The following is a 17,538-nucleotide window of genomic DNA, read 5'->3' on the forward strand; positions in this document are numbered from 1 at the left end:
AAGTTAGGAACGCCCCAGCCCCGACGAAAGGGGCCGGACGGACGGGGAGGGCTCGGAATGGGCGACGACACGCTGTGGCCGACGGAGGTCAGGCTCTCCAAGGACGGCCGGACGCTCACGCTCGCATGGGCGGACGGCGCGCGCCACGCGATCGCCGCGGAGCTCCTGCGCGTCGAAAGCCCGAGCGCCGAAGTTCAGGGGCATTCGCCCGACCAGAAGACCATCGTGCCGGGCAAACGCGACGTCGCGATCCGCGACGTGCAGGAGGTGGGCTCCTATGCGGTGCGCCTCGTCTTCGACGACGGCCACGACACCGGCATATACACCTGGAGCGCGCTGCGCGTGTTCGGAGAGCGCGGCGACGAGCTCATGTCGGATTATCACGCGGCTCTCGCCGATCTCGGCCTGACCCGCTGACCGCGACCTGAGGCTAGTGCGGAACGGGCGGCCGGTCGGCCTCGCCCCCCTGGCGGGACACCCAGCCGCAATCGCACATCTTCTGCAGAATGGCCTCGGGCGTCTCCAGCACGCCGACGCAGTGCGTCCGGTCCATCGAACTCGTCAGCATGTCGATGGTCGTCTTCTCGCCGAACCGGCGCATGTGCACGGCCAGCGCCATGTTCACATAGACCTCATGCTGACCCGGGGCCGTGAGTCGAAGCCATTGCATGGCGAACCTCCCTTGGCGTCTCGTGATCGAGCTCTCGTGACTGTCACGCTTTCTTGAGTACACCACGAGTTCGGACGGGCTGCGAGCATTTTAGGTGGTGCGGTGCAGCGTTTCCTTCGGCGCCGCATGAAAAAGGCCGCCCGGCCTGGCCGGGCGGCCTCGACTGGCGCAGAGGACGTCGCTTACTTCTTTTCGTCACTCGTCGACTTGTGAGCGTCGCCGGTCGATTTCATCGCCTTCCCGCTATCGTCGGTGCTGGGCGTCGTCGCGCCGGTGCCCTGCTTCTGAACGTCCTGCGGGCTCGTGGCGACGCCGCCGGCTTCGTTCTGCATGGCGCCGGCGGTGCCGGGGGACATCTTTTCGCTTCCGCTGTTCTGCCCCGCAGCGGCCGGTTTGTCGGCCGTCGATGGCGACTGGGCGTTCGCGACGCCCGCGGTGAGCGCCAGTGCAGCGGCGGCGGCAAGAATCATTCGCATGTCGTTTCTCCCGGTGATCGTCGTCTTTTGAATGCGCGCGACGCACGCATCGGTCTTGTTTGTGATCAACGATCTCCACGGCAGGTCCGTTCCTTGGCTTCTCGTCCGCTGAGCTGCGACGTTCCTGCGAGCGCGCGGCAAGGGCTTGGCGGCCCTGGTCCGCTGCTTCAAAATGCAGGCATGTCGCTTCGACCTCCAAGAACGCTCGTCCCTGGGCCTGCCGACGCGATCGGCCTGCTGGCGCTCGACGCCGAACTCCGGGCCGAAAAGGTCGCCGCGCTCGACCGGTCGGAACGCGCGGCGAAAACCGCGCTGGCGGTCCTGCGGGCGGTGGAGAGCCCGGAGGATCGCGTCCCGGCGAAGCTGGCCGCGGCGAAGGCGGTTCATGCCTTCTTCATCCAGCGCGAACTGATGGGGTTTCGGCGGCACGGCGACGTCATCGAGGCGTTCCCCATTCCGCGCGAGGTTCTGGCCTTGGTCGGCGCCTGTTGACGTCGACCTGAGCGGCGACAGGTCAGCCGGTCGGCGCCGTAGGACGGAGCGGGCCGCTCGTCTCTGGATGGCCGACCTCCGAGACGCGATCGCGCGGCGAATGGGTGAGGGGCGAGGTCCGCGTGGGGCTCGGACCCGAGGCGGGTTGGTCGGCGCAGCCTGCAAGCAAGGCGGATAAGATGAACGTCATGATCGCCGCACGTCTCATGTGAAACCCTCCGTCGGCGGAGCTTGGGGCCCGCCTCTCACGCTCATACGCGGCAGGGCCGCGCCGGATCGGCGGCGGGACTCGCGGCCCTCGCCGCGCCGCCGCGATTCTGCGTCTCGACGCGGCTATGTTGTGGTTGCTTTTTGGCCTGTGCGGAAACATGCTCGACGCGGGTCGAGCGGCCGGACCAGCGGTGCGGACGGCGCTTGCCTGGGCCAATTCGGGGGCGTTCCGTCATGACGGTGGTGACTTCGTCCGACACGCTCGGATTCGATTTCGACTATTTCGATTTCAGCACCGTCTATGACGGGGTGAGGTTCACGCGGAGCTCGACGCTGTTTCGCGTCGATTACGACGATGGAACGCGGGACGAATTCCGCGGGACGGGCTTCCGGTACTCGTCCTTGGGCGAACCAATCAGCGGCGTGGTCACCTCATACGCGGCGTTTGACGGCTCGACGCGCGTCGCGAGCATCGAAGGCGGCCGGCTCGACGTCGCCGACATCCGCGCCGCGGCGCTCACCAGCTCCACCACTGACGATTTCGCCCTGATCCAGGACGTGCTGTCCCGGGCCGACCGGTTCATAGGCGGGGCGAAGGCGGACAGCTTCCAGAGCTTCGGCGGCAACGACGCGCTGAACGGCTTCGGCGGCAACGACACGCTGTTCGGCGGCGACGGCGCGGATCTGATCTATGGGGATCTCGGCGCGGATTCCCTGTCCGGCGACGCCGGCAACGACACCCTGCTGGGCGGCGCGGGCGGCGATCGCCTGATCGGCGGCGCGGGAGCCGACACCGCCACTTACGCCTCGGCGAAGGCGGCGGTCCTCGCCAGTCTCGGGAGTGCCCGGTCGAACTCCGGCGACGCCCGCGGCGACGTCTATTCCTCGATCGAGAACCTGATCGGGTCGCGCTTCAATGACGCCCTCGGCGGCGACGGCGCCGCGAACCGCCTGTCCGGGGGCGCCGGGAACGATCGCCTCAATGGCGGATTGGGCCAGGACATTCTTGAGGGAGGGGCGGGGGCGGACACGTTCTCCTTCAAGAACGCGCCGTCCGCGACCAACATCGACATCATCACCGACTTCAGGCCACTCGACGACACGATCGCGTTGTCGCGCGCGGCCTTCGATCGGTTCGCGCCCCTCGGCGATCTCGCCAAGGCGGCGTTCTGGACGGGCGCGCGCGCTCACGACGCCTCGGACCGCATCATCTACAACGAAGACACCGGCCGGCTGTACTTCGACTCCGACGGCACGGGCGACGACCGGGCCGTGCTGTTTGCGATCCTGAAAAAGGGACTGGCGCTGACGGCCGCCGATTTCGACGTGATCTGACGCGCTCGGTCAGCCCGCGGCCGCGATCGTCTCTTCGGCGAGCGCGCGGACGCGGGCGAAGGCGGCCGCCGCGCCGGCCTCGGCGCGCTCCTCTTCCTCCGGCGTCAGCTGCGGACCGTCAAGGTCCTGCGTGAAGCGCCGCCAGTGCAGGCCGCGGCCTTCCGGATGCGCGGCGAGCGAGCGGGCCCCGAAGCTTTCGGACAGGCCGAGCTTTGCAGCCTCCTTCAGAAGGAAGGCCGCCCCCAGGTTCGAGCCTTCCGCGACATAGAGCCAGCCGAGCGCTGCAGCTTCGTCGCTCGGGTCCGCCGGCTGGGCTGGATTCGCCGGGGGGGCCCGTCCGAGGTCGGCGAGGTCCTGATCGATAAGGTCGAGCTTCCGGCGCTCGAGCAGGTCCGGAATCACCGCGATCAGCCGAGGGTCGCGGTAGAGGGCGTCCACGTCGGCGTGGAACCGGCGCTGCATCGCGAGAAACAGCGCGTAGCGGTCCCGGTCTGTGAAGAGCTTCGCGTCCGAGATCCGGCTGTCGAGCGATTCGTGCAGGCTGTGGGTCGCCCGGCGCAGGCGCTGCGCTCGGGTTTCGGGCGTCGCGACGGGCGCCGCGGCTTCGGTGAGGGACATGGTGGCCGCCTGCTCTGGTGGGAAATGGCCCGCCACCCGCTGCCGGCGGGGGACGGGCCGGTCATTGCGGATCAGACGAACGAGAAGTCGTTCGCGTTGAGCTGGGCCTCGGTGACGCCGAGCAGCGTCAGCGTCGTGGTCGCGCTGAACGCTATCACGGCGTTTCCATCCACGTTCGTCGTATGATCGAGCACGTCCTGGAAGTTCGAGAACAGCGAGGTGGAGAACTCGATCACGTCGCCGCCGCCGGCTCCGGCTTCGAAATCGGCGATCCGGTCGACGCCGAAGCTCTTGCCGAAGACGAAGGTGTCGTCGCCGGTCCCGCCGACCAGGCGATCCCGACCGCCGCCGCCGATGAGCCGATCGTCGCCCGCGCCGCCGTCGAGCACGTCATGGCCTGCGGCTCCCACCACCGTGTCGGCGCCGACCTGACCGTAGAGGAAGTCGTTGCCGGCGCCGCCATTGATCGAATCTTCGCCGGCGTTGCCGCGGAGGTAGTCGTTGGAGCCGCCCCCATTCATCGTGTCGTCGCCGCCGAAGCCGATCATGGTGTCGCGGCCGCTGCCGCCGCGGAAGATCACGTCGGACGCCTCGAGGACGTCGCGCAGCGCGTCGTCGCTGCCGTTCATCAGGTCGGCAACCACCTTGTGGACGGCGCCGTCGGCGCCGGAGCCCGTGAGTCCAAGGCCGGTGATCGTGACGTCGCGCGTCGTCGTAAAGTCGTCCGTGGCGCTCGTGTAGGTGAGGCCGGTTCCGAACTCGACCGCGTCGAGGGAGCCGCCAAGCGTATGGGTGTTGAAGTCGTAAGTGAGTTCGTTTGCAGCGCCGGAATCCATGATGACGGCCTGGCCGTCGGAAATCGGCAGCGTCTGGTCGGCGCTCGAGGAGACGGCGTATTCGTCGCCGGCCAGATCGAACGGGTTGTCGCTGAAGAAGCCGCGGCTGCCGTTCACGAAGGTGGCGTCGAACGCGTTGAGGTAGCTGTTGAAGTTCAGGCCGGTCGCGTCGCCGTTGGCGTTGAAGGCCGTGATGGTGATGGCCATTGTCAGTTCTCCTTGTGCGGCCCCGCTCCGGGGCTATCAGCAGAGTTTAGACGGGCGTCAGAACCGCGCCGTCGCTCCGATGGTGAAGGTTCGCCCCGGTGAGGGAGACAACGCCGCGCCCATCGCCTCGACATAGGCGACGTCACGGATGTTCTCGACCGACGCGCGGAAGGTGATTTGATCGTTCACCTTGAAGGAGGTGTAGAGGTCGATCAGCGTATACGTATTGTAATTGTAGGCGCCGGTGATCGAGCCGATGTTATCTTCGGGATCTACGTAGGTGACGCGTCCGCCGACCGTTAGGCGCCGCTCGAAGAAGCGCGCGCCGCCGTCGACTGCGAGCTTCCTTTTCGGCGCCAGGTAGATGCCGGCGAGCGCGGGTCCGAAGGACGGGATGTTGTCGTAGTCGTCGCCGTAGCGGGCGTCGATGAACGAGGCCGAGCCGCCGATATAGGCGTAGCCGGCGTCGTAGTTCGCCTCGAGGTCGACGCCCCGCAACCGTGTTCTGTCCTTCAGATTGACGTTCTGAAGCATGGTGTCGTTCCCGCTCCGAACCGCCGCCTGAGTGATGAAATCGTCGACCCAGGTCGAGTAGATCGACGCCTTCGCCCGCAGGGCGTCGCCGTCCTGCAGCACGCCGTCCAGCTTGACGTTGGCCCCGGCCTCGACCGTGCGCGAGATTTCGGGATCGAGGTTCGGGTTCGGCGCGAAGGGCGCCTGAAGCGGGCCGCCGATATGCTCGCCGCCGAGGATCGCCTCCATGATGTTGGGGGGCCGGTAGCCCTGCTCGTAGGACGTATAGAGCTGCAGCCCGGTCAGCGGCGTCACCGCGATCGTCGCGGTCGGCGAGAAGCGTCCGCCATCGACGTCGACGTCGAAGGGCGACGGGCAGCGCGCCGAGCCGCATCCGGAGCCGAGGCCGTCGAAGACGACGCCCGAGCCCTTCATGTAGTAGCGGTCGTAGCGGACGCCCGCGAGCACCTTTAGCCAGTCGGCGTGGCTGAGTTCGGCGCGCGCGAACAGGCCGCCGACGCCGCGTTCGCCGACCGGGTTGGAGCCTGTGAACTGCGAGCCGCTCGGATCGTCCGCCGGGTCGGCGTAAACCGAAGCCGTGTCGGTCTTGTCGAGGAAGTACTCGCCGCCATAGGTCAGCGCGACGTCGAACAGAGGGATCGCGAAGCGCGACGTGTTCGACAGCGAGCCGCCATAGGTGTCGATGGCGTAATCGACGTTGGCCTCGGAATAGCGGATGTTCCCGGGATCGTTGGGATCGCCGTCCGGGTCGCGAAGGCGGCGCGGCCGGAACTGATCGTTCGACGTGCGGGTGTAATAGAGCTTGGCCGCCACGTCGGCCCAGGCGGAGCCCGGCGTCCAGCGCCAGTCGGCGACGATCGTGTGGTTCACGACGTCGTCGGTGTCGACGTAAGGCCCCGAGCCCGTGCCGAACTTGGTCGAGAGCCCGGTGTAGCTTAGCGTCAGCTTGTGGTTCTCGGCCGGCTCCGCCGTCGCCTTCAGCAGCCAGGACCACTGGTCCTGCGTGGTGTATTCCGCCCGCTCGCCCAGACCGACGTAATCCAGATCGCCGCGCTTGCCGACTTCGTATTCGCCGAGCTTCTTGCGGCCCACCGCGCCGACCAGCTCGAAGCTCTCGGTCACCCGCGACGCGGCGGCGAGGCTGCCGTTGAAGGTGAACGCGTTCGTGCCGGTCGTCCCGTTGAAGCGGACGCCGTAGTCGCGGCCGGGCAACGCGATGTCGTCGAAGTTCAGCGTGCGGAAATTGACGACGCCGCCGATGACGCCGGCGCCGCCGGCGAGCGAGGTCGGCCCCTTGTCGATGTCAACGCCGCCGATGAGCTCCGGGTCGATATAGGCGAAGGCCGTCGCGCCGTGGCCCGACTGCTGGAAGTTCTGTCGCGCGCCGTCGATCGACATGTTCACCCGACCTTGATCCTGCAGGCCGCGGATGTTGACGTTCATGCCGGGGTTCTGCCGGTCCATCACCGCGTTCACGCCCGCCACGCCGCGCACGAGGTCGCCCGAATTGCGCGCCCCTCCGCGTTCGTCGATCGCCTCCCGGCCGATCTGCGCGACCGCGCCAGGGGTGTCGTAGACGTCGTCCGACGCGCCCTGCCAGCCGGCGAAGATCTGGCCGATGACCTCCAGAGGGTCGAGCGCAATGACCTCGTCGGCGCCGTCCTCAGCCGCCGCAGGCGCGATCACGCCCGTCGCCGCGAGACAAGCCGATAGCGCGACGACGCCCACGCTCCGCCGCTGCCCCCCGATGCGCACGTTCACGCTCCACACACCCGGTCCGCCCCGTCGCCCCGAGCGCGGACCACCTCGCGCCGCGCGTCCCGCCTGGGACGACAAACGCTGGCGAGCCAATACCATGCGCCCTAAGGTCTCACAACAAATAAAGCCGCACGCTTATGTATATATAATATAATTATTCTAATTCAGAACTCGACGCGCCTGAAGGAATCCAGAAGATACTAAGCCAGGAAGGGCGTCGCCATGATCTGGCCGAACGGAGGCGTGCTGGCCCCTGTCCAGCAAGCGGCGAAGCGCCATTCTCGAATCGGAGCCATCGAGACCGTAAGCCCTCTATATCGAGCGTGAATCCTCAGATCTGCGCACTTGGCGGCTTGGCGCGCTGGACGTTGACCCCGATCCGGGATTGCGCCAATGAGCGTGGGCGGGAAGTAAATCTCTTTCTAGAATTAGAATAACTCAGTTGTATCTGGCCCAGGGCAGAGTGGACGACCCATGCTCCGAACGACGCCTTTATCGCCCTTGGAGATCCGCGCCGCGCCGTCTCGTCGGGCCGTCATCGCAAGCCTGGCCGGGGGAGCGGCGTTCGTCGCGGCGCCGCCGATGTCGGCGCGGTCCGCAGGTGTGAGCGGCGACCGCGTCGTCTCGCTCGGCGGCGGCGTCACCGAGATCCTTTACGCGCTCGGATGCGGCGAGCGGATCGTCGCGGTCGATCTGACGTCGACCTATCCCGCGGAAGCGCGCGCCAAGCCCAATATCGGCTACTATCGCCGAATTTCCGCGGAGGGCGTGCTCGCCCTGTCGCCGAGCGTCATCATCGCGGCCGACGGCGCCGGTCCGAAGGAGGCGCTCGACGTACTGGCCGCAGCGTCCGTCCGCCTGGTCGCTCTCGACGAGGTGCGCGGCGCCGACGACATCGCCTCTCGCATCCGCCAGGTTGCCGAGGCGGTCGGGGAGCCGGAGCGCGGCGCGGAGGTCGCCGCCGCCGTCGCCGCGGACCTCGCCGGTCTGAAGCGAAGCGTCGGCCGCGTCTCGCGACGGCGACGCGCGCTGCTGCTGCTCGGAGGAGGGCAGGGCGGAAGCCTGACGGCCGCGGGCGCCGACTCGACCGGCGCTCTGGCGCTCGACCTGATCGGCGCGGACAACGCCGCCGCCGGCATGGCGGGCTGGAAGCCGCTCTCCGACGAGGCGGCGCTCGGCTTCGCCCCCGAAGCGGTCGTGGCGCTCGCGACCGGCGCGCCCATCACCGCCGAGGCGGTCGCGCGCCACCCCGCTCTCGCGGCGTCTCCGGCCGTCCGCGAAGGCCGCGTCGTAGTGGCGGACACGCTCGGGCTCGTCGGTTTCGGACCGCGGACCGCCCATGTCGCCCTCGACGTCGCGCGGCGCGTCTATCCCGAAATCTCCTTTGACGACCTGCCGGCGCGGGCCTGGATGGCGGGCGCGCCCGCCCGCCCATGACCAAGACCGGCGGGCTGGTCGCCGCGGCCGGCCTTCTCGCCGTGGCGCTCGTCGCGTCGCTTGCGGTCGGGCCGGTCGCGATCGGTCCCGCCCGTCTCGTCGACGTCGCGAACGCACTGATCGCGGCGGGCGGCCGCGCCGGATTGCCCGCCGACTACGTCCGCGACGCCATCATCCTGTGCGACGTCCGGGCGCCGCGGACCGTGCTCGGAGCGCTGGTCGGGGCCGCGATGGCGATGGCGGGCGCGGTGATGCAGGGCATGTTCCGCAACCCCCTCGCCGACCCCGGCCTCGTCGGCGTCTCGTCCGGCGCGGCCCTGGCGGCCGTGCTCTGGATCACGTTCGGTGAGACGGCCGCGCATCATCTGCCGCCGGCTTTGGCCGTCCTTGGGCTGCCGCTCGCAGCCTTCGCGGGCGGCCTCGGCGCGACGCTCGTTCTTGCGCGCCTCGCGACCCGCGACGGCCGGACCGAGATCGCCGTCATGCTGCTTGCGGGCGTCGCGCTCGGCGCGCTGACCGGAGCTGCGACCGGCGTTCTCGTGTTCATGGCGCGCGACGACCAATTGCGCGCCTTCCTGTTCTGGACGCTGGGCAGCCTCGGCGGCGCGACCTGGCTCAAGGTCGCGCTGACGCTGCCCTTCCTGGTCGCCCTCGCGCTCGCCGGACCCTTCCTCGCGCGCGGGCTCGACGCGGTCGCGCTCGGCGAACGCGGGGCCTTCCATGTCGGCGTCGACGTCGAGCGCCTGAAGCGGGTCGCGACCGTCGGCGTCGCGGCGGCGGCCGCCGCGGCCGTCGCGAGCGCGGGCGTCATCGGATTCATCGGCCTGGCCGCGCCGCACATCGTGCGGCTTGCGATCGGCCCGGGTCATCGCGCGCTGCTGCCGGCCTCGGCGCTGGTCGGCGCGGCGCTGCTGCTCCTGTCCGACGTCGCCGCGCGGACCCTCGTCGCGCCGGCGGAGCTGCCGATCGGCGTGGTGACGGCCGTCTTCGGCGCTCCGTTCTTTCTCTGGCTGCTGATGCGGCGGCGAGGCCGCGTGGTCGGATGAGCGGGCTCGCGGCTTGCGGCGTCTCCGTGCGCCTCGGCGGCCGGGTCGTGCTCGACGGCGTCGACGCCGCTCTGACGCCGGGGCGCGTGACGGCCGTCATCGGCCCGAACGGGTCGGGCAAGTCCACGTTGCTCGCGACGCTCGCGGGCGAACTTGAGCCATTCGAAGGAACGGTCGCGCTCGACGGGACCCGCCTCGCGTCCATCCGTCCGATCGAGCTCGCCCGCCGCCGCGCGGTGCTCGCCCAGGCGCCCGAGCTCGCCTTTCCCTTCACCGTGGACGAGACGGTGCGCCTCGGCCTCGCCCCGGGCCTGCCGCGCGGGGCGGCCGACGCGATCGCCGCGCGTCGTCTGGCGGATGTCGACCTCGTCGGATTCGGCGACCGCATCTGCGCGGAGCTGTCGGGCGGGGAGCGGCAGCGGGTGCATCTCGCGCGCGTCCTCGCCCAGCTCGACGCCCCGCCGGACGGGCGGTCCCGCTATCTGTTCCTCGACGAGCCGACGGCGAGCCTCGACCTTGCCCATCAGCTCGCCACCCTGCGGCTCGCGCGACGCTTCGCCGACGAGGGCGGCGGCGTGCTGGCCGTGCTGCATGACGTGAACCTGGCGGTGATGGCGGCGGACGAGATCGTCGCGCTGAAGGCCGGGCGGGTCCTCGCCCGCGGGACGCCGGCCGAGGTGGTGACGGACGCGGTGATCGGCGCGCTGTTCGACGTCGCGGTCCGGGTGGGCGCCGCGCCCGCCGCGCCGTTCCTGCTGCCGCACGACGCGCTCCCGCTCACTGGCGGGCGCTGACGGGTCTTCCCGACGCGGCGGCGATCACGTTAAGTCCGAGCCTGCTCCGCTCAGCGGCCGGCCTCACGCCTCACGGATTTCTCATGACCGCCTATTCCGAACTCGCCGGCCGTTTCGGCCGCATCTCCGCGCTGTCGAACGCGATCGGCATCCTGCAGTGGGACACCGCGGCCATGATGCCGAAGGGCGCCGCGGCGAGCCGGTCGGAAAGCATGGCGCTGCTGCAGGTCCTGCGCCACGGCATGGTGACGGACCCTGCGATGGGCGACCTGCTCGAGGAGGCCGAGACTGCGACCGAGCTCGGCGCCTGGGAGCGCGCCAATCTCCGCGAGATCCGCCGCCTGCTCACCGTCGAGACGGCGCTGCCCGCCGATCTCGTGTCGGCTTCGAGCAAGGCCGTTTCGATCTGCGAGATGACGTGGCGACAGGCGCGCGCCGATTCAGACTTCGCGAGCCTGCTGCCGAGCCTGTCCGAGGTCCTCGCGCTGCAGCGGGAGATCGGCGCGATCAAGGGCGAGCGCCTCGGGCTCGACGCCTACGACGCGCTGCTGAACGACTACGAGCCCGGCGGCCGCTCCGCGGAGATCGACGTCCTGTTCGACGATCTTGCGTCCTTCCTGCCGGCGTTCACCGAGGAGGTCCTCACCGTTCAGGCGCGCCGGCCGGCGGATCCGCCGCTCGAGGGGCCGTTTCCGGTCGAGACGCAGAAGGCGCTCGGCGTCCGCTTCATGACCGCGCTCGGCTACGACTTCGAGCGCGGCCGTCTCGACGTGTCCACACATCCGTTCTGCGGCGGAGCCGATCAGGACGTGCGCATCACCACCCGTTACGACGAGGCGGATTTCACCAGCGCGCTGATGGGCGTTCTGCACGAGACCGGCCATGCGCTCTACGAGCAGGGCCGGCCGCAAGGCTGGCTGAGCCAGCCGGTCGGCCACGCCCGCGGCATGAGCGTGCATGAAAGCCAGTCCCTGCTGATCGAGATGCAGGCGTGCCGCAGCCGGGCGTTCATGGGCTTCGCCGGGCCCTTGATGCGCGACGCCTTCGGGGGCTCAGGCCCGGCATGGGACGAAGACGCGATGTGGCGCCGCTCGACCCGCGTCAGTCGCGGCTTCATCCGGGTCGACGCCGACGAGGTGACGTACCCCGCCCATGTCATCCTGCGCTACCGGCTGGAGCGCGCGATGATCGCGGGCGAACTTCCGCTCGCGGAGCTCCCGGCGGCCTGGAACGACGGCATGCGGCGACTGCTCGGCGTCACGCCGCCCAACGATCGGGTCGGCTGCCTCCAGGACATCCATTGGCCGAGCGGCGGCTGGGGCTATTTCCCGACTTACACCTTGGGCGCGATGACCGCCGCCCAGCTGTTTGACGCCGCCCTCCGCGCCGATCCCGAAATCCTGCCCGCGATCGGGCGGGGCGACTTCGCGCCTCTGGTCGGCTGGCTGCGGGCCAACGTGCATGCACACGGGTCGCTGCACGAGACCGGCGACCTGCTGACGCTCGCCACCGGACGCACGCTCGACGCCGAAATCTTCAAGTCGCATCTGCGCCGGCGCTACCTTGAGGAGGCGTAGGGCGCAGTCGCCCGTTAGCGCCTTCCCGCCGACGGCGTCAGGCGGCGGATCGGCGATCAATGCCGGATTGAATTTCCTCGCCGGGCGCCGTAGAGAACGCGTCTCCGCCGGCAAGCCCGAATAGCTCAGCGGGAGAGCACACCCTTCACACGGGTGGGGTCACAGGTTCGATCCCTGTTTCGGGCACCATCTTTTTCAGCAGGTTCCCGGTTCGCTGCGGGGCGTCAGAACAACCCGGCGATCGCGGCTTCAAGCTCGTCGAAGTGATCGATGACGGCGTCGCCGCCAAGCTCGCGCGCAGGCGTCGAGGTGTAGCCGAAGGTGGCGACGACCACCGGCACGCCCGCAGCCTTCGCCGCGCCGACGTCGGTCGAGCTGTCGCCCACCATCACCGCCCGGGCGGGCGAACCTCCCGCTCGCTCGATCGCCCCAAGCAGCGGCTCGGCGTGCGGCTTCGAGGTCGCGAAGGTGTCGCCGCCGACGATGGCGTCGAACCTCTCGGTGAGCTTCAACGTGTCCAGCAGCTGCAGCGCCAGCCGCTCGACCTTGTTGGTGCACACGGCGAGCTTCGCGCCCGAGGACGCGAGACGCGCGAGCGCCTCCGTGCAGCCGGGATAGATCTCGCTCTTGTCCGCGATGTGCTGGGCGTAGCGCTCCAGGAACAGCGCGTGCAGCTCGTTCATCCGCTGCGGGGTGACCTCGCGCCGGGCGACCTTCAGGCCGCGTTCGACCAGCGCTCTGGCGCCGGCGCCGATCAGGTCGCGCGATTCCTCGTAAGGCGGCGCGTCGACCCCCTCCGCGGCAAGCGTGAATTCGAGCGCCGCGATCAGGTCCGGCGCGGTCTCGACCAGCGTGCCGTCGAGGTCGAACACCACGGTGAGCGGAGCAGAGGGGGTCATCGTGGGCGCCTTGAGGGAAGGGTCGGAGGATCGGGCTGGCTGGCCGGCAATGGCCTGTTACGCTCGGACTCGTCAACCGCGCGATTCGCGGCGCCGCCATTCGTTGGGAGGGAGACGTCGTGGCTCCGACGACCCGTTCCGCCATGCGCGTCCTCGCGGCGCTTGCCGCGCTGCTCGCCGCCGGACCTGCCGCGGCGGAAGACTACGCCTTCCTCGCCTCCCCGCAGACGGACCTCAACCGCGTCTTTCGCGTGGAGCGCTCCACCGGTGAGGTCGGCGCCTGTCAATACGCCGTGAAGGGCGGCTCGGTCGGCGTCACGCTGTGTTTTCCGGCGGGCGAGGGCGCCGGGCCGCAGGAGCCCGGTCGCTACGATCTCGTCGCCTCGAACCATCGCCAGGAGGGCGGCGTCTATCGCGTGGAGCGCGGCACGGGCCGGATGAGCGCCTGCTACGTCATCGGCGAGCAGGTCGTCTGCACCCCGCAGGCAAAGTGACCCTCCGCATGAGCGAGGCGTCGGGCGCATCCTCTTTTCGCCTCATCCGCGTCGTGTAGATTGGCGGCCGGTCGCGCCTGCCGCCGCGCGCGTCCCGAAGCCGAGGGTTTTCCATGAGCGATCCGATCCGTCCGTCCGCGCGCCGCGCGTCCCGCGCCGTCGCGCTTGCGGTCGCAGCCGGCGTCGCCTGCCTGTCCGTCTCCGCCCCGCCGGCTCATGCGCGGGCGGCGCCAGAAAGCTTCGCCGATCTTGCCGAAGGGCTGCTCGACGCCGTCGTCAACATCTCGACGTCGCAATCGGCGCCGGCCGCCGACAAGGCGGTGCCGCCGCCCCAGCTTCCGGAGGGCTCGCCCTTCGAGGAGTTCTTCGACGAATTCTTCAACAAGCGCGGCGACGGCGACGGTCCGAAGGGCCGCTCGCGCAAGCAGAGCTCGCTCGGCTCCGGGTTCGTCATCGACCCGAAGGGCGTCGTCGTCACCAACAACCACGTGATCGAGGGCGCCGACGAGATCACGGTGAATTTCGCCGACGGCGCCAAGCTCACCGCCGAGGTGGTCGGCCGCGACACCAAGACCGACGTCGCCGTGCTCCGGGTGAAGCCGGAGAAGCCGCTGAAGGCCGTGGCGTTCGGCGACGCCGACAAGCTCCGCGTCGGCGACTGGGTGCTCGCGATCGGCAACCCGTTCGGCCTCGGCGGATCGGTCTCCGCCGGCATCGTCTCGGCGCGCAACCGCAACATCAACTCCGGGCCGTACGACAATTTCATCCAGACCGACGCCGCCATCAACCGCGGCAATTCCGGCGGTCCGCTGTTCAACACCGCGGGCGAAGTCGTGGGCGTCAACACCGCGATCATCTCGCCCTCGGGCGGGTCGATCGGCATCGGCTTCTCGACGCCGTCAACCACCGTCAAGGCGGTCGTCGACCAGCTGCTGAACTACGGCGAAACCCGTCGCGGCTGGATCGGCGTCCGCATCCAGGAGGTGTCCGACGAGATCGCCGAGAGCCTTGGGGTGAGGTCGCCGAACAAGGGCGCTCTGATCGCCGGCGTCAACGACGACGGCCCCGCCGCCAAGGGCGGCCTCGCCGCCGGCGACGTGCTGCTCAAGTTCGACGGCAAGACGATCCGCGAGATGCGCGACCTGCCGCGCATCGTCGCCGACACGCCGATCGACCGCGAGGTCGAGGTCGTGGTCTGGCGCAAGGGCAAGGAGGAGACGCTCAAGCTCAAGGTCGGACGGCTCGAGGAGGCCGAGCCCAAGCCCGCGGCCCTCAAGGAGCCGGCCGCAAAAGACGAGCCCAAGATCGGCAAGGCGCTTGGACTCTCCTTTCAGTCGCTGACCGACGACCTGCGCAAATCCTTCGACCTGAAGCCGGACGCCAAAGGCGTCGTGATCACCGCCGTCGACGACGGCTCCAGGGCGGCCGAGAACGGCGTCAAATCCGGAGACTTGCTGGTCGAGGTCGCCCAGGAGGCGGTGGAGTCGCCCGACGACGTCACGCAGCGGATCGACGAGCTCAAGAAGGACGGCAAGAAGACCGCCCTCCTGCTGCTCTCCAACAAACAGGGCGACGTGCGCTTCGTCGCGGTGTCGATCGAGTAGTGCGCCTGCCCGAAAAGCTGAAGCTTTGGGCGCGCTCGATCAAACGTGACGTGGTCGCTCTCTATTTCGCGGCGCGCGATCCCCGCGTGCGCTGGTATGCGAAGGCTGTCGCGGCGGCTGTGGCCGCCTACGCGCTGAGCCCGATCGATCTGATACCGGACTTCATCCCCGTGCTCGGCTATGTCGACGAGCTCTTCGTGCTCCCCCTCGGCATCCTGCTGGCCGTGAAGCTTATTCCGCCGGACATCATGGCGGACCATCGCGCCGCCGCGCTCTCTGCCGAAAGCAAGCCGAAGAGCCGCGCCGCAGCGGCGGTGATCATCGCGATTTGGCTGGCGGCCACCGCGTTCCTCATCTGGCTCTTCTGGCCGAGCAGGTTCGCTAAGATTGCCTGATTTCGCCCGGCTTGCTTGAGCAGGAAGTCACGCCAGCTCGCGCGGGCGGCCTCCGGATGGTCGATCAAGCCGCACATGACAGGGTTCTTCCGCGGGGGCGGAGCGTCGTCCCGTCACGCCGCCCCCTCATGGCCGGCGATCTCGTGCTCGGCGTAGCCCTGCAGGTAGAGCAGGGCGGTCAGATCGCCGTGGTCGATGCGGACCTGCGCGGCTTCCGCCACCGCCGGCTTGGCGCGGAACGCGACGCCGAGGCCGGCGGCTGACAGCATCGCGAGGTCGTTCGCGCCGTCGCCGACGGCGAGGGTCGCGGAGAGCGGTACGCCGTGCGCCGCCGCGAGCTCGTTCAACGTCTGCAGCTTGGCCTCGCGGCCCAGGATCGGCTCGCGGACCGTCCCGGTCAGCCGGCCGTCGACGGACTCCAGCACGTTCGCGCGATGCTCGTCGAAGCCGAGCCGGGAGGCGATCGGGCCGGTGAACAGCGTGAAGCCGCCCGAGATGAGCGCGGCGTAGGCCCCGTTGAGCCTCATGGTCGCGACCAGCGCGCCGGCGCCGGGAGTGAGCGTGATCGCGCCGCTCAGGAGATCCGCGATCGCTTCGTCGATCTTCAGGCCCTCGAGCATTGCCACCCGTTCGCGCAGGGCCGGCTCAAAGGCGATCTCGCCCCGCATCGCGCGGTCGGTGATGGCGGAGACCCTGTCCTTCAGCCCCATCGCGCCGGCGAGTTCGTCGAGGCATTCCTGCTCGATCATGGTGGAATCCATGTCGGCGATCAGCATGCGCTTGCGGCGGCCCTCGGCGGGCAGAACCGCGACGTCGACCGGCGCGTCCCCGACAAGGTCGGCGACTTCGACGCGGATCGCGCGCGGGTCGCCGTCCGGAACGACGAACTCCGCGGCGACGCCGACGGCCAGCACGCGCGGCTCGGCGTCCAGCGCCTCGCCCACGCGCGCGACCAGCGCCTCGTCGACCGAGGGGGCAAGGGGGTTTGCGATCAGGACGAGGACGAGGCTCATATGCGCTCCCATGGGCGAGCGCGGACCGTCGGGGTGCGCCGTGCCTACAGGCTCGTCTATAAGGGCGCGCCGACGCCGGCAATGAGGCAGCGGCCTCGCATGCACGATCAAACGCGAGCCTCATGCCGGACGCACGATCCATCGCGACGATCCTGATCGCCGGACCGACCGCCTCGGGAAAGTCGGCGCTCGCGCTCGCGCTCGCGCGGCGGCTCGGCGGCGTCGTGATCAACGCCGACGCCTCGCAGGTCTATCGCGATCTGCGCATCCTCTCGGCCCGTCCGGCGCCGGAGGAGGAAGCGGCGGCGAAGCATGCGCTGTACGGCCATGTCGACGCCGCCGAACCCTATGCGGTCGGCCGCTGGCTGGCCGAGGCTGGCGGAGTCATCAACAGCCTGCGCACACGCCGTGAGGCCGGTTTTCAACAGGACGACCACAGACGCGCGAACTCGCTCTCGACGGCGCGCTTGCCGATTTTCGTCGGAGGCACAGGTCTTTACTTCGAGGCGCTGACCTCCGGTCTCGCCGTCGTCCCCGCAATCCCCGTCGCGGTGCGGGAGCGATGGCGCGGCGCCGGGGGCGAAATCGACCTGCACGCCGAGCTTGCCCGCCGTGATCCCGTCATGGCGGCGCGACTTCGACCGTCCGATCCGCAGCGGCTGATGCGCGCGCTCGAGGTGATCGACGCGACGGGGCGATCGCTCGCCGATTGGCAGCGGGAGACGGCGCCGGGTCCGGTCGATCCGGCAAGCGCGCTCAGGATCGCGCTCGCGCCGGACCGCGGCTCGCTCGACGCAAGGATCGCCGCGCGGCTCGAGGCCATGCTTCGGGACGGCGCGCGGGAGGAGGCGGAGCGGCTCGTCGCGCGCGGGCTCGATCCGGCGCTGCCCGCGCTGAAGGCCCTGGGCGTCGCCCCGCTCGCGGCCTGGGCGCGCGGCGAGATCGACCGCGCGACGGCGGTCGAACGGACGCGGCTCGACACAAGGCGCTACGCCAAGCGTCAATCGACCTGGCTCCGCAACCGCATGGCCGACTGGCTTCACGTCGCGCCGGAGGCGGCGCTGGACGCCGCTCACGCCGAGATCGAGCGGAGGGGCGTGGCCGGCTGAGGCCGCGCGAAGCGAGCCGGCGTTTGCTCCGCTG

At 69.6% G+C, this 17,538-nt stretch carries 18 protein-coding genes and 1 tRNA gene; 12 read left to right on the forward strand and 7 right to left on the reverse strand.

Annotation, left to right across the window (positions count from 1 at the left end; genetic code table 11):
* The first annotated feature begins 57 nt into the window (after nt 1-57).
* The gene (locus ACO2RJ_RS01440) at nt 58-417 is read left to right on the forward strand and encodes a gamma-butyrobetaine hydroxylase-like domain-containing protein (protein WP_423266234.1); all 360 of its coding nucleotides are present in this window, start codon (nt 58-60) and stop codon (nt 415-417) included.
* Nucleotides 418-430: 13 nt separating this feature from the next.
* On the opposite strand, the gene ACO2RJ_RS01445 is transcribed toward ACO2RJ_RS01440, so the two are convergent.
* The gene (locus ACO2RJ_RS01445) at nt 431-670 is read right to left on the reverse strand and encodes a hypothetical protein (RefSeq protein ID WP_423266235.1); all 240 of its coding nucleotides are present in this window, start codon (nt 668-670) and stop codon (nt 431-433) included.
* Nucleotides 671-852: 182 nt separating this feature from the next.
* Nucleotides 853-1,215 carry a hypothetical protein gene (locus tag ACO2RJ_RS01450; protein ID WP_423266236.1) on the reverse strand — a complete coding sequence of 121 codons (363 nt, stop codon included), beginning with the start codon at nt 1,213-1,215 and terminating at the stop codon, nt 853-855.
* Nucleotides 1,216-1,326: 111 nt separating this feature from the next.
* On the opposite strand from ACO2RJ_RS01450, the gene ACO2RJ_RS01455 reads away from it, so the two are divergent.
* Both ACO2RJ_RS01455 and ACO2RJ_RS01460 read left to right on the forward strand, forming a co-directional pair.
* Nucleotides 1,327-1,638 carry a DUF6665 family protein gene (locus ACO2RJ_RS01455; RefSeq protein ID WP_423266237.1) on the forward strand — a complete coding sequence of 104 codons (312 nt, stop codon included), beginning with the start codon at nt 1,327-1,329 and terminating at the stop codon, nt 1,636-1,638.
* A 444-nt stretch (nt 1,639-2,082) separates the two neighbouring features.
* Nucleotides 2,083-3,183: a calcium-binding protein gene (locus tag ACO2RJ_RS01460; RefSeq protein ID WP_423266238.1), complete on the forward strand. Its 1,101-nt coding sequence runs from the start codon at nt 2,083-2,085 to the stop codon at nt 3,181-3,183.
* Nucleotides 3,184-3,192: 9 nt separating this feature from the next.
* On the opposite strand, the gene ACO2RJ_RS01465 is transcribed toward ACO2RJ_RS01460, so the two are convergent.
* The 3 genes from ACO2RJ_RS01465 to ACO2RJ_RS01475 all read right to left on the reverse strand — a co-directional run bounded on the left by ACO2RJ_RS01465 (nt 3,193) and on the right by ACO2RJ_RS01475 (nt 7,139).
* Nucleotides 3,193-3,801 carry a biliverdin-producing heme oxygenase gene (locus ACO2RJ_RS01465; RefSeq protein ID WP_423266239.1) on the reverse strand — a complete coding sequence of 203 codons (609 nt, stop codon included), beginning with the start codon at nt 3,799-3,801 and terminating at the stop codon, nt 3,193-3,195.
* Between the two features lie 71 nt (nt 3,802-3,872).
* Nucleotides 3,873-4,844, reverse strand: coding sequence for a calcium-binding protein (locus ACO2RJ_RS01470; protein WP_423266240.1), 972 nt, complete (start codon nt 4,842-4,844; stop codon nt 3,873-3,875).
* A gap of 57 nt (nt 4,845-4,901) precedes the next feature.
* Entirely contained in the window at nt 4,902-7,139 is a 2,238-nt protein-coding gene (locus tag ACO2RJ_RS01475; protein ID WP_423266241.1) for a TonB-dependent hemoglobin/transferrin/lactoferrin family receptor, read from the reverse strand.
* A 579-nt stretch (nt 7,140-7,718) separates the two neighbouring features.
* On the opposite strand from ACO2RJ_RS01475, the gene ACO2RJ_RS01480 reads away from it, so the two are divergent.
* The 5 genes from ACO2RJ_RS01480 to ACO2RJ_RS01500 all read left to right on the forward strand — a co-directional run bounded on the left by ACO2RJ_RS01480 (nt 7,719) and on the right by ACO2RJ_RS01500 (nt 12,179).
* The gene (locus ACO2RJ_RS01480; protein WP_423266242.1) at nt 7,719-8,573 is read left to right on the forward strand and encodes a heme/hemin ABC transporter substrate-binding protein; all 855 of its coding nucleotides are present in this window, start codon (nt 7,719-7,721) and stop codon (nt 8,571-8,573) included.
* Nucleotides 8,570-9,619: a FecCD family ABC transporter permease gene (locus tag ACO2RJ_RS01485; protein ID WP_423266243.1), complete on the forward strand. Its 1,050-nt coding sequence runs from the start codon at nt 8,570-8,572 to the stop codon at nt 9,617-9,619. Before ACO2RJ_RS01480 ends, ACO2RJ_RS01485 begins: the two co-directional genes overlap by 4 nt.
* Complete coding sequence (locus ACO2RJ_RS01490; protein WP_423266244.1) at nt 9,616-10,413, forward strand: heme ABC transporter ATP-binding protein; 798 nt, start codon at nt 9,616-9,618, stop codon at nt 10,411-10,413. Before ACO2RJ_RS01485 ends, ACO2RJ_RS01490 begins: the two co-directional genes overlap by 4 nt.
* An 83-nt stretch (nt 10,414-10,496) precedes the next feature.
* Nucleotides 10,497-11,990 (forward strand): carboxypeptidase M32, encoded by a 1,494-nt coding sequence (locus ACO2RJ_RS01495; protein WP_423266245.1) that lies wholly within the window; start codon nt 10,497-10,499, stop codon nt 11,988-11,990.
* 114 nt (nt 11,991-12,104) lie between these two features.
* Nucleotides 12,105-12,179, forward strand: a tRNA-Val gene (locus tag ACO2RJ_RS01500).
* A 35-nt stretch (nt 12,180-12,214) separates the two neighbouring features.
* Here ACO2RJ_RS01500 and gph read toward each other — a convergent pair.
* Entirely contained in the window at nt 12,215-12,889 is a 675-nt protein-coding gene (gph, locus tag ACO2RJ_RS01505) for a phosphoglycolate phosphatase (protein WP_423266246.1), read from the reverse strand.
* Nucleotides 12,890-13,008: 119 nt separating this feature from the next.
* On the opposite strand from gph, the gene ACO2RJ_RS01510 reads away from it, so the two are divergent.
* The 3 genes from ACO2RJ_RS01510 (at nt 13,009) to ACO2RJ_RS01520 (ending at nt 15,382) form a co-directional block, all read left to right on the forward strand.
* Nucleotides 13,009-13,383 carry a hypothetical protein gene (locus ACO2RJ_RS01510; RefSeq protein ID WP_423266247.1) on the forward strand — a complete coding sequence of 125 codons (375 nt, stop codon included), beginning with the start codon at nt 13,009-13,011 and terminating at the stop codon, nt 13,381-13,383.
* A 113-nt stretch (nt 13,384-13,496) separates the two neighbouring features.
* Nucleotides 13,497-14,987, forward strand: a complete 1,491-nt coding sequence (locus ACO2RJ_RS01515; RefSeq protein ID WP_423266248.1) for a Do family serine endopeptidase — start codon at nt 13,497-13,499, stop codon at nt 14,985-14,987.
* A gap of 5 nt (nt 14,988-14,992) precedes the next feature.
* Complete coding sequence (locus ACO2RJ_RS01520) at nt 14,993-15,382, forward strand: YkvA family protein (protein ID WP_423268884.1); 390 nt, start codon at nt 14,993-14,995, stop codon at nt 15,380-15,382.
* A 113-nt stretch (nt 15,383-15,495) separates the two neighbouring features.
* On the opposite strand, the gene serB is transcribed toward ACO2RJ_RS01520, so the two are convergent.
* The gene (gene serB / locus ACO2RJ_RS01525) at nt 15,496-16,395 is read right to left on the reverse strand and encodes a phosphoserine phosphatase SerB (protein WP_423266249.1); all 900 of its coding nucleotides are present in this window, start codon (nt 16,393-16,395) and stop codon (nt 15,496-15,498) included.
* A 122-nt stretch (nt 16,396-16,517) separates the two neighbouring features.
* Here serB and miaA point away from each other — a divergent pair, with 122 nt between their 5' ends.
* Entirely contained in the window at nt 16,518-17,504 is a 987-nt protein-coding gene (gene miaA, locus ACO2RJ_RS01530) for a tRNA (adenosine(37)-N6)-dimethylallyltransferase MiaA (RefSeq protein ID WP_423266250.1), read from the forward strand.
* Nucleotides 17,505-17,538: the final 34 nt, after the last annotated feature.

The organism is Hansschlegelia sp. KR7-227 (genome assembly GCF_049446035.1).
Lineage (GTDB): Bacteria > Pseudomonadota > Alphaproteobacteria > Rhizobiales > Methylopilaceae > Methylopila.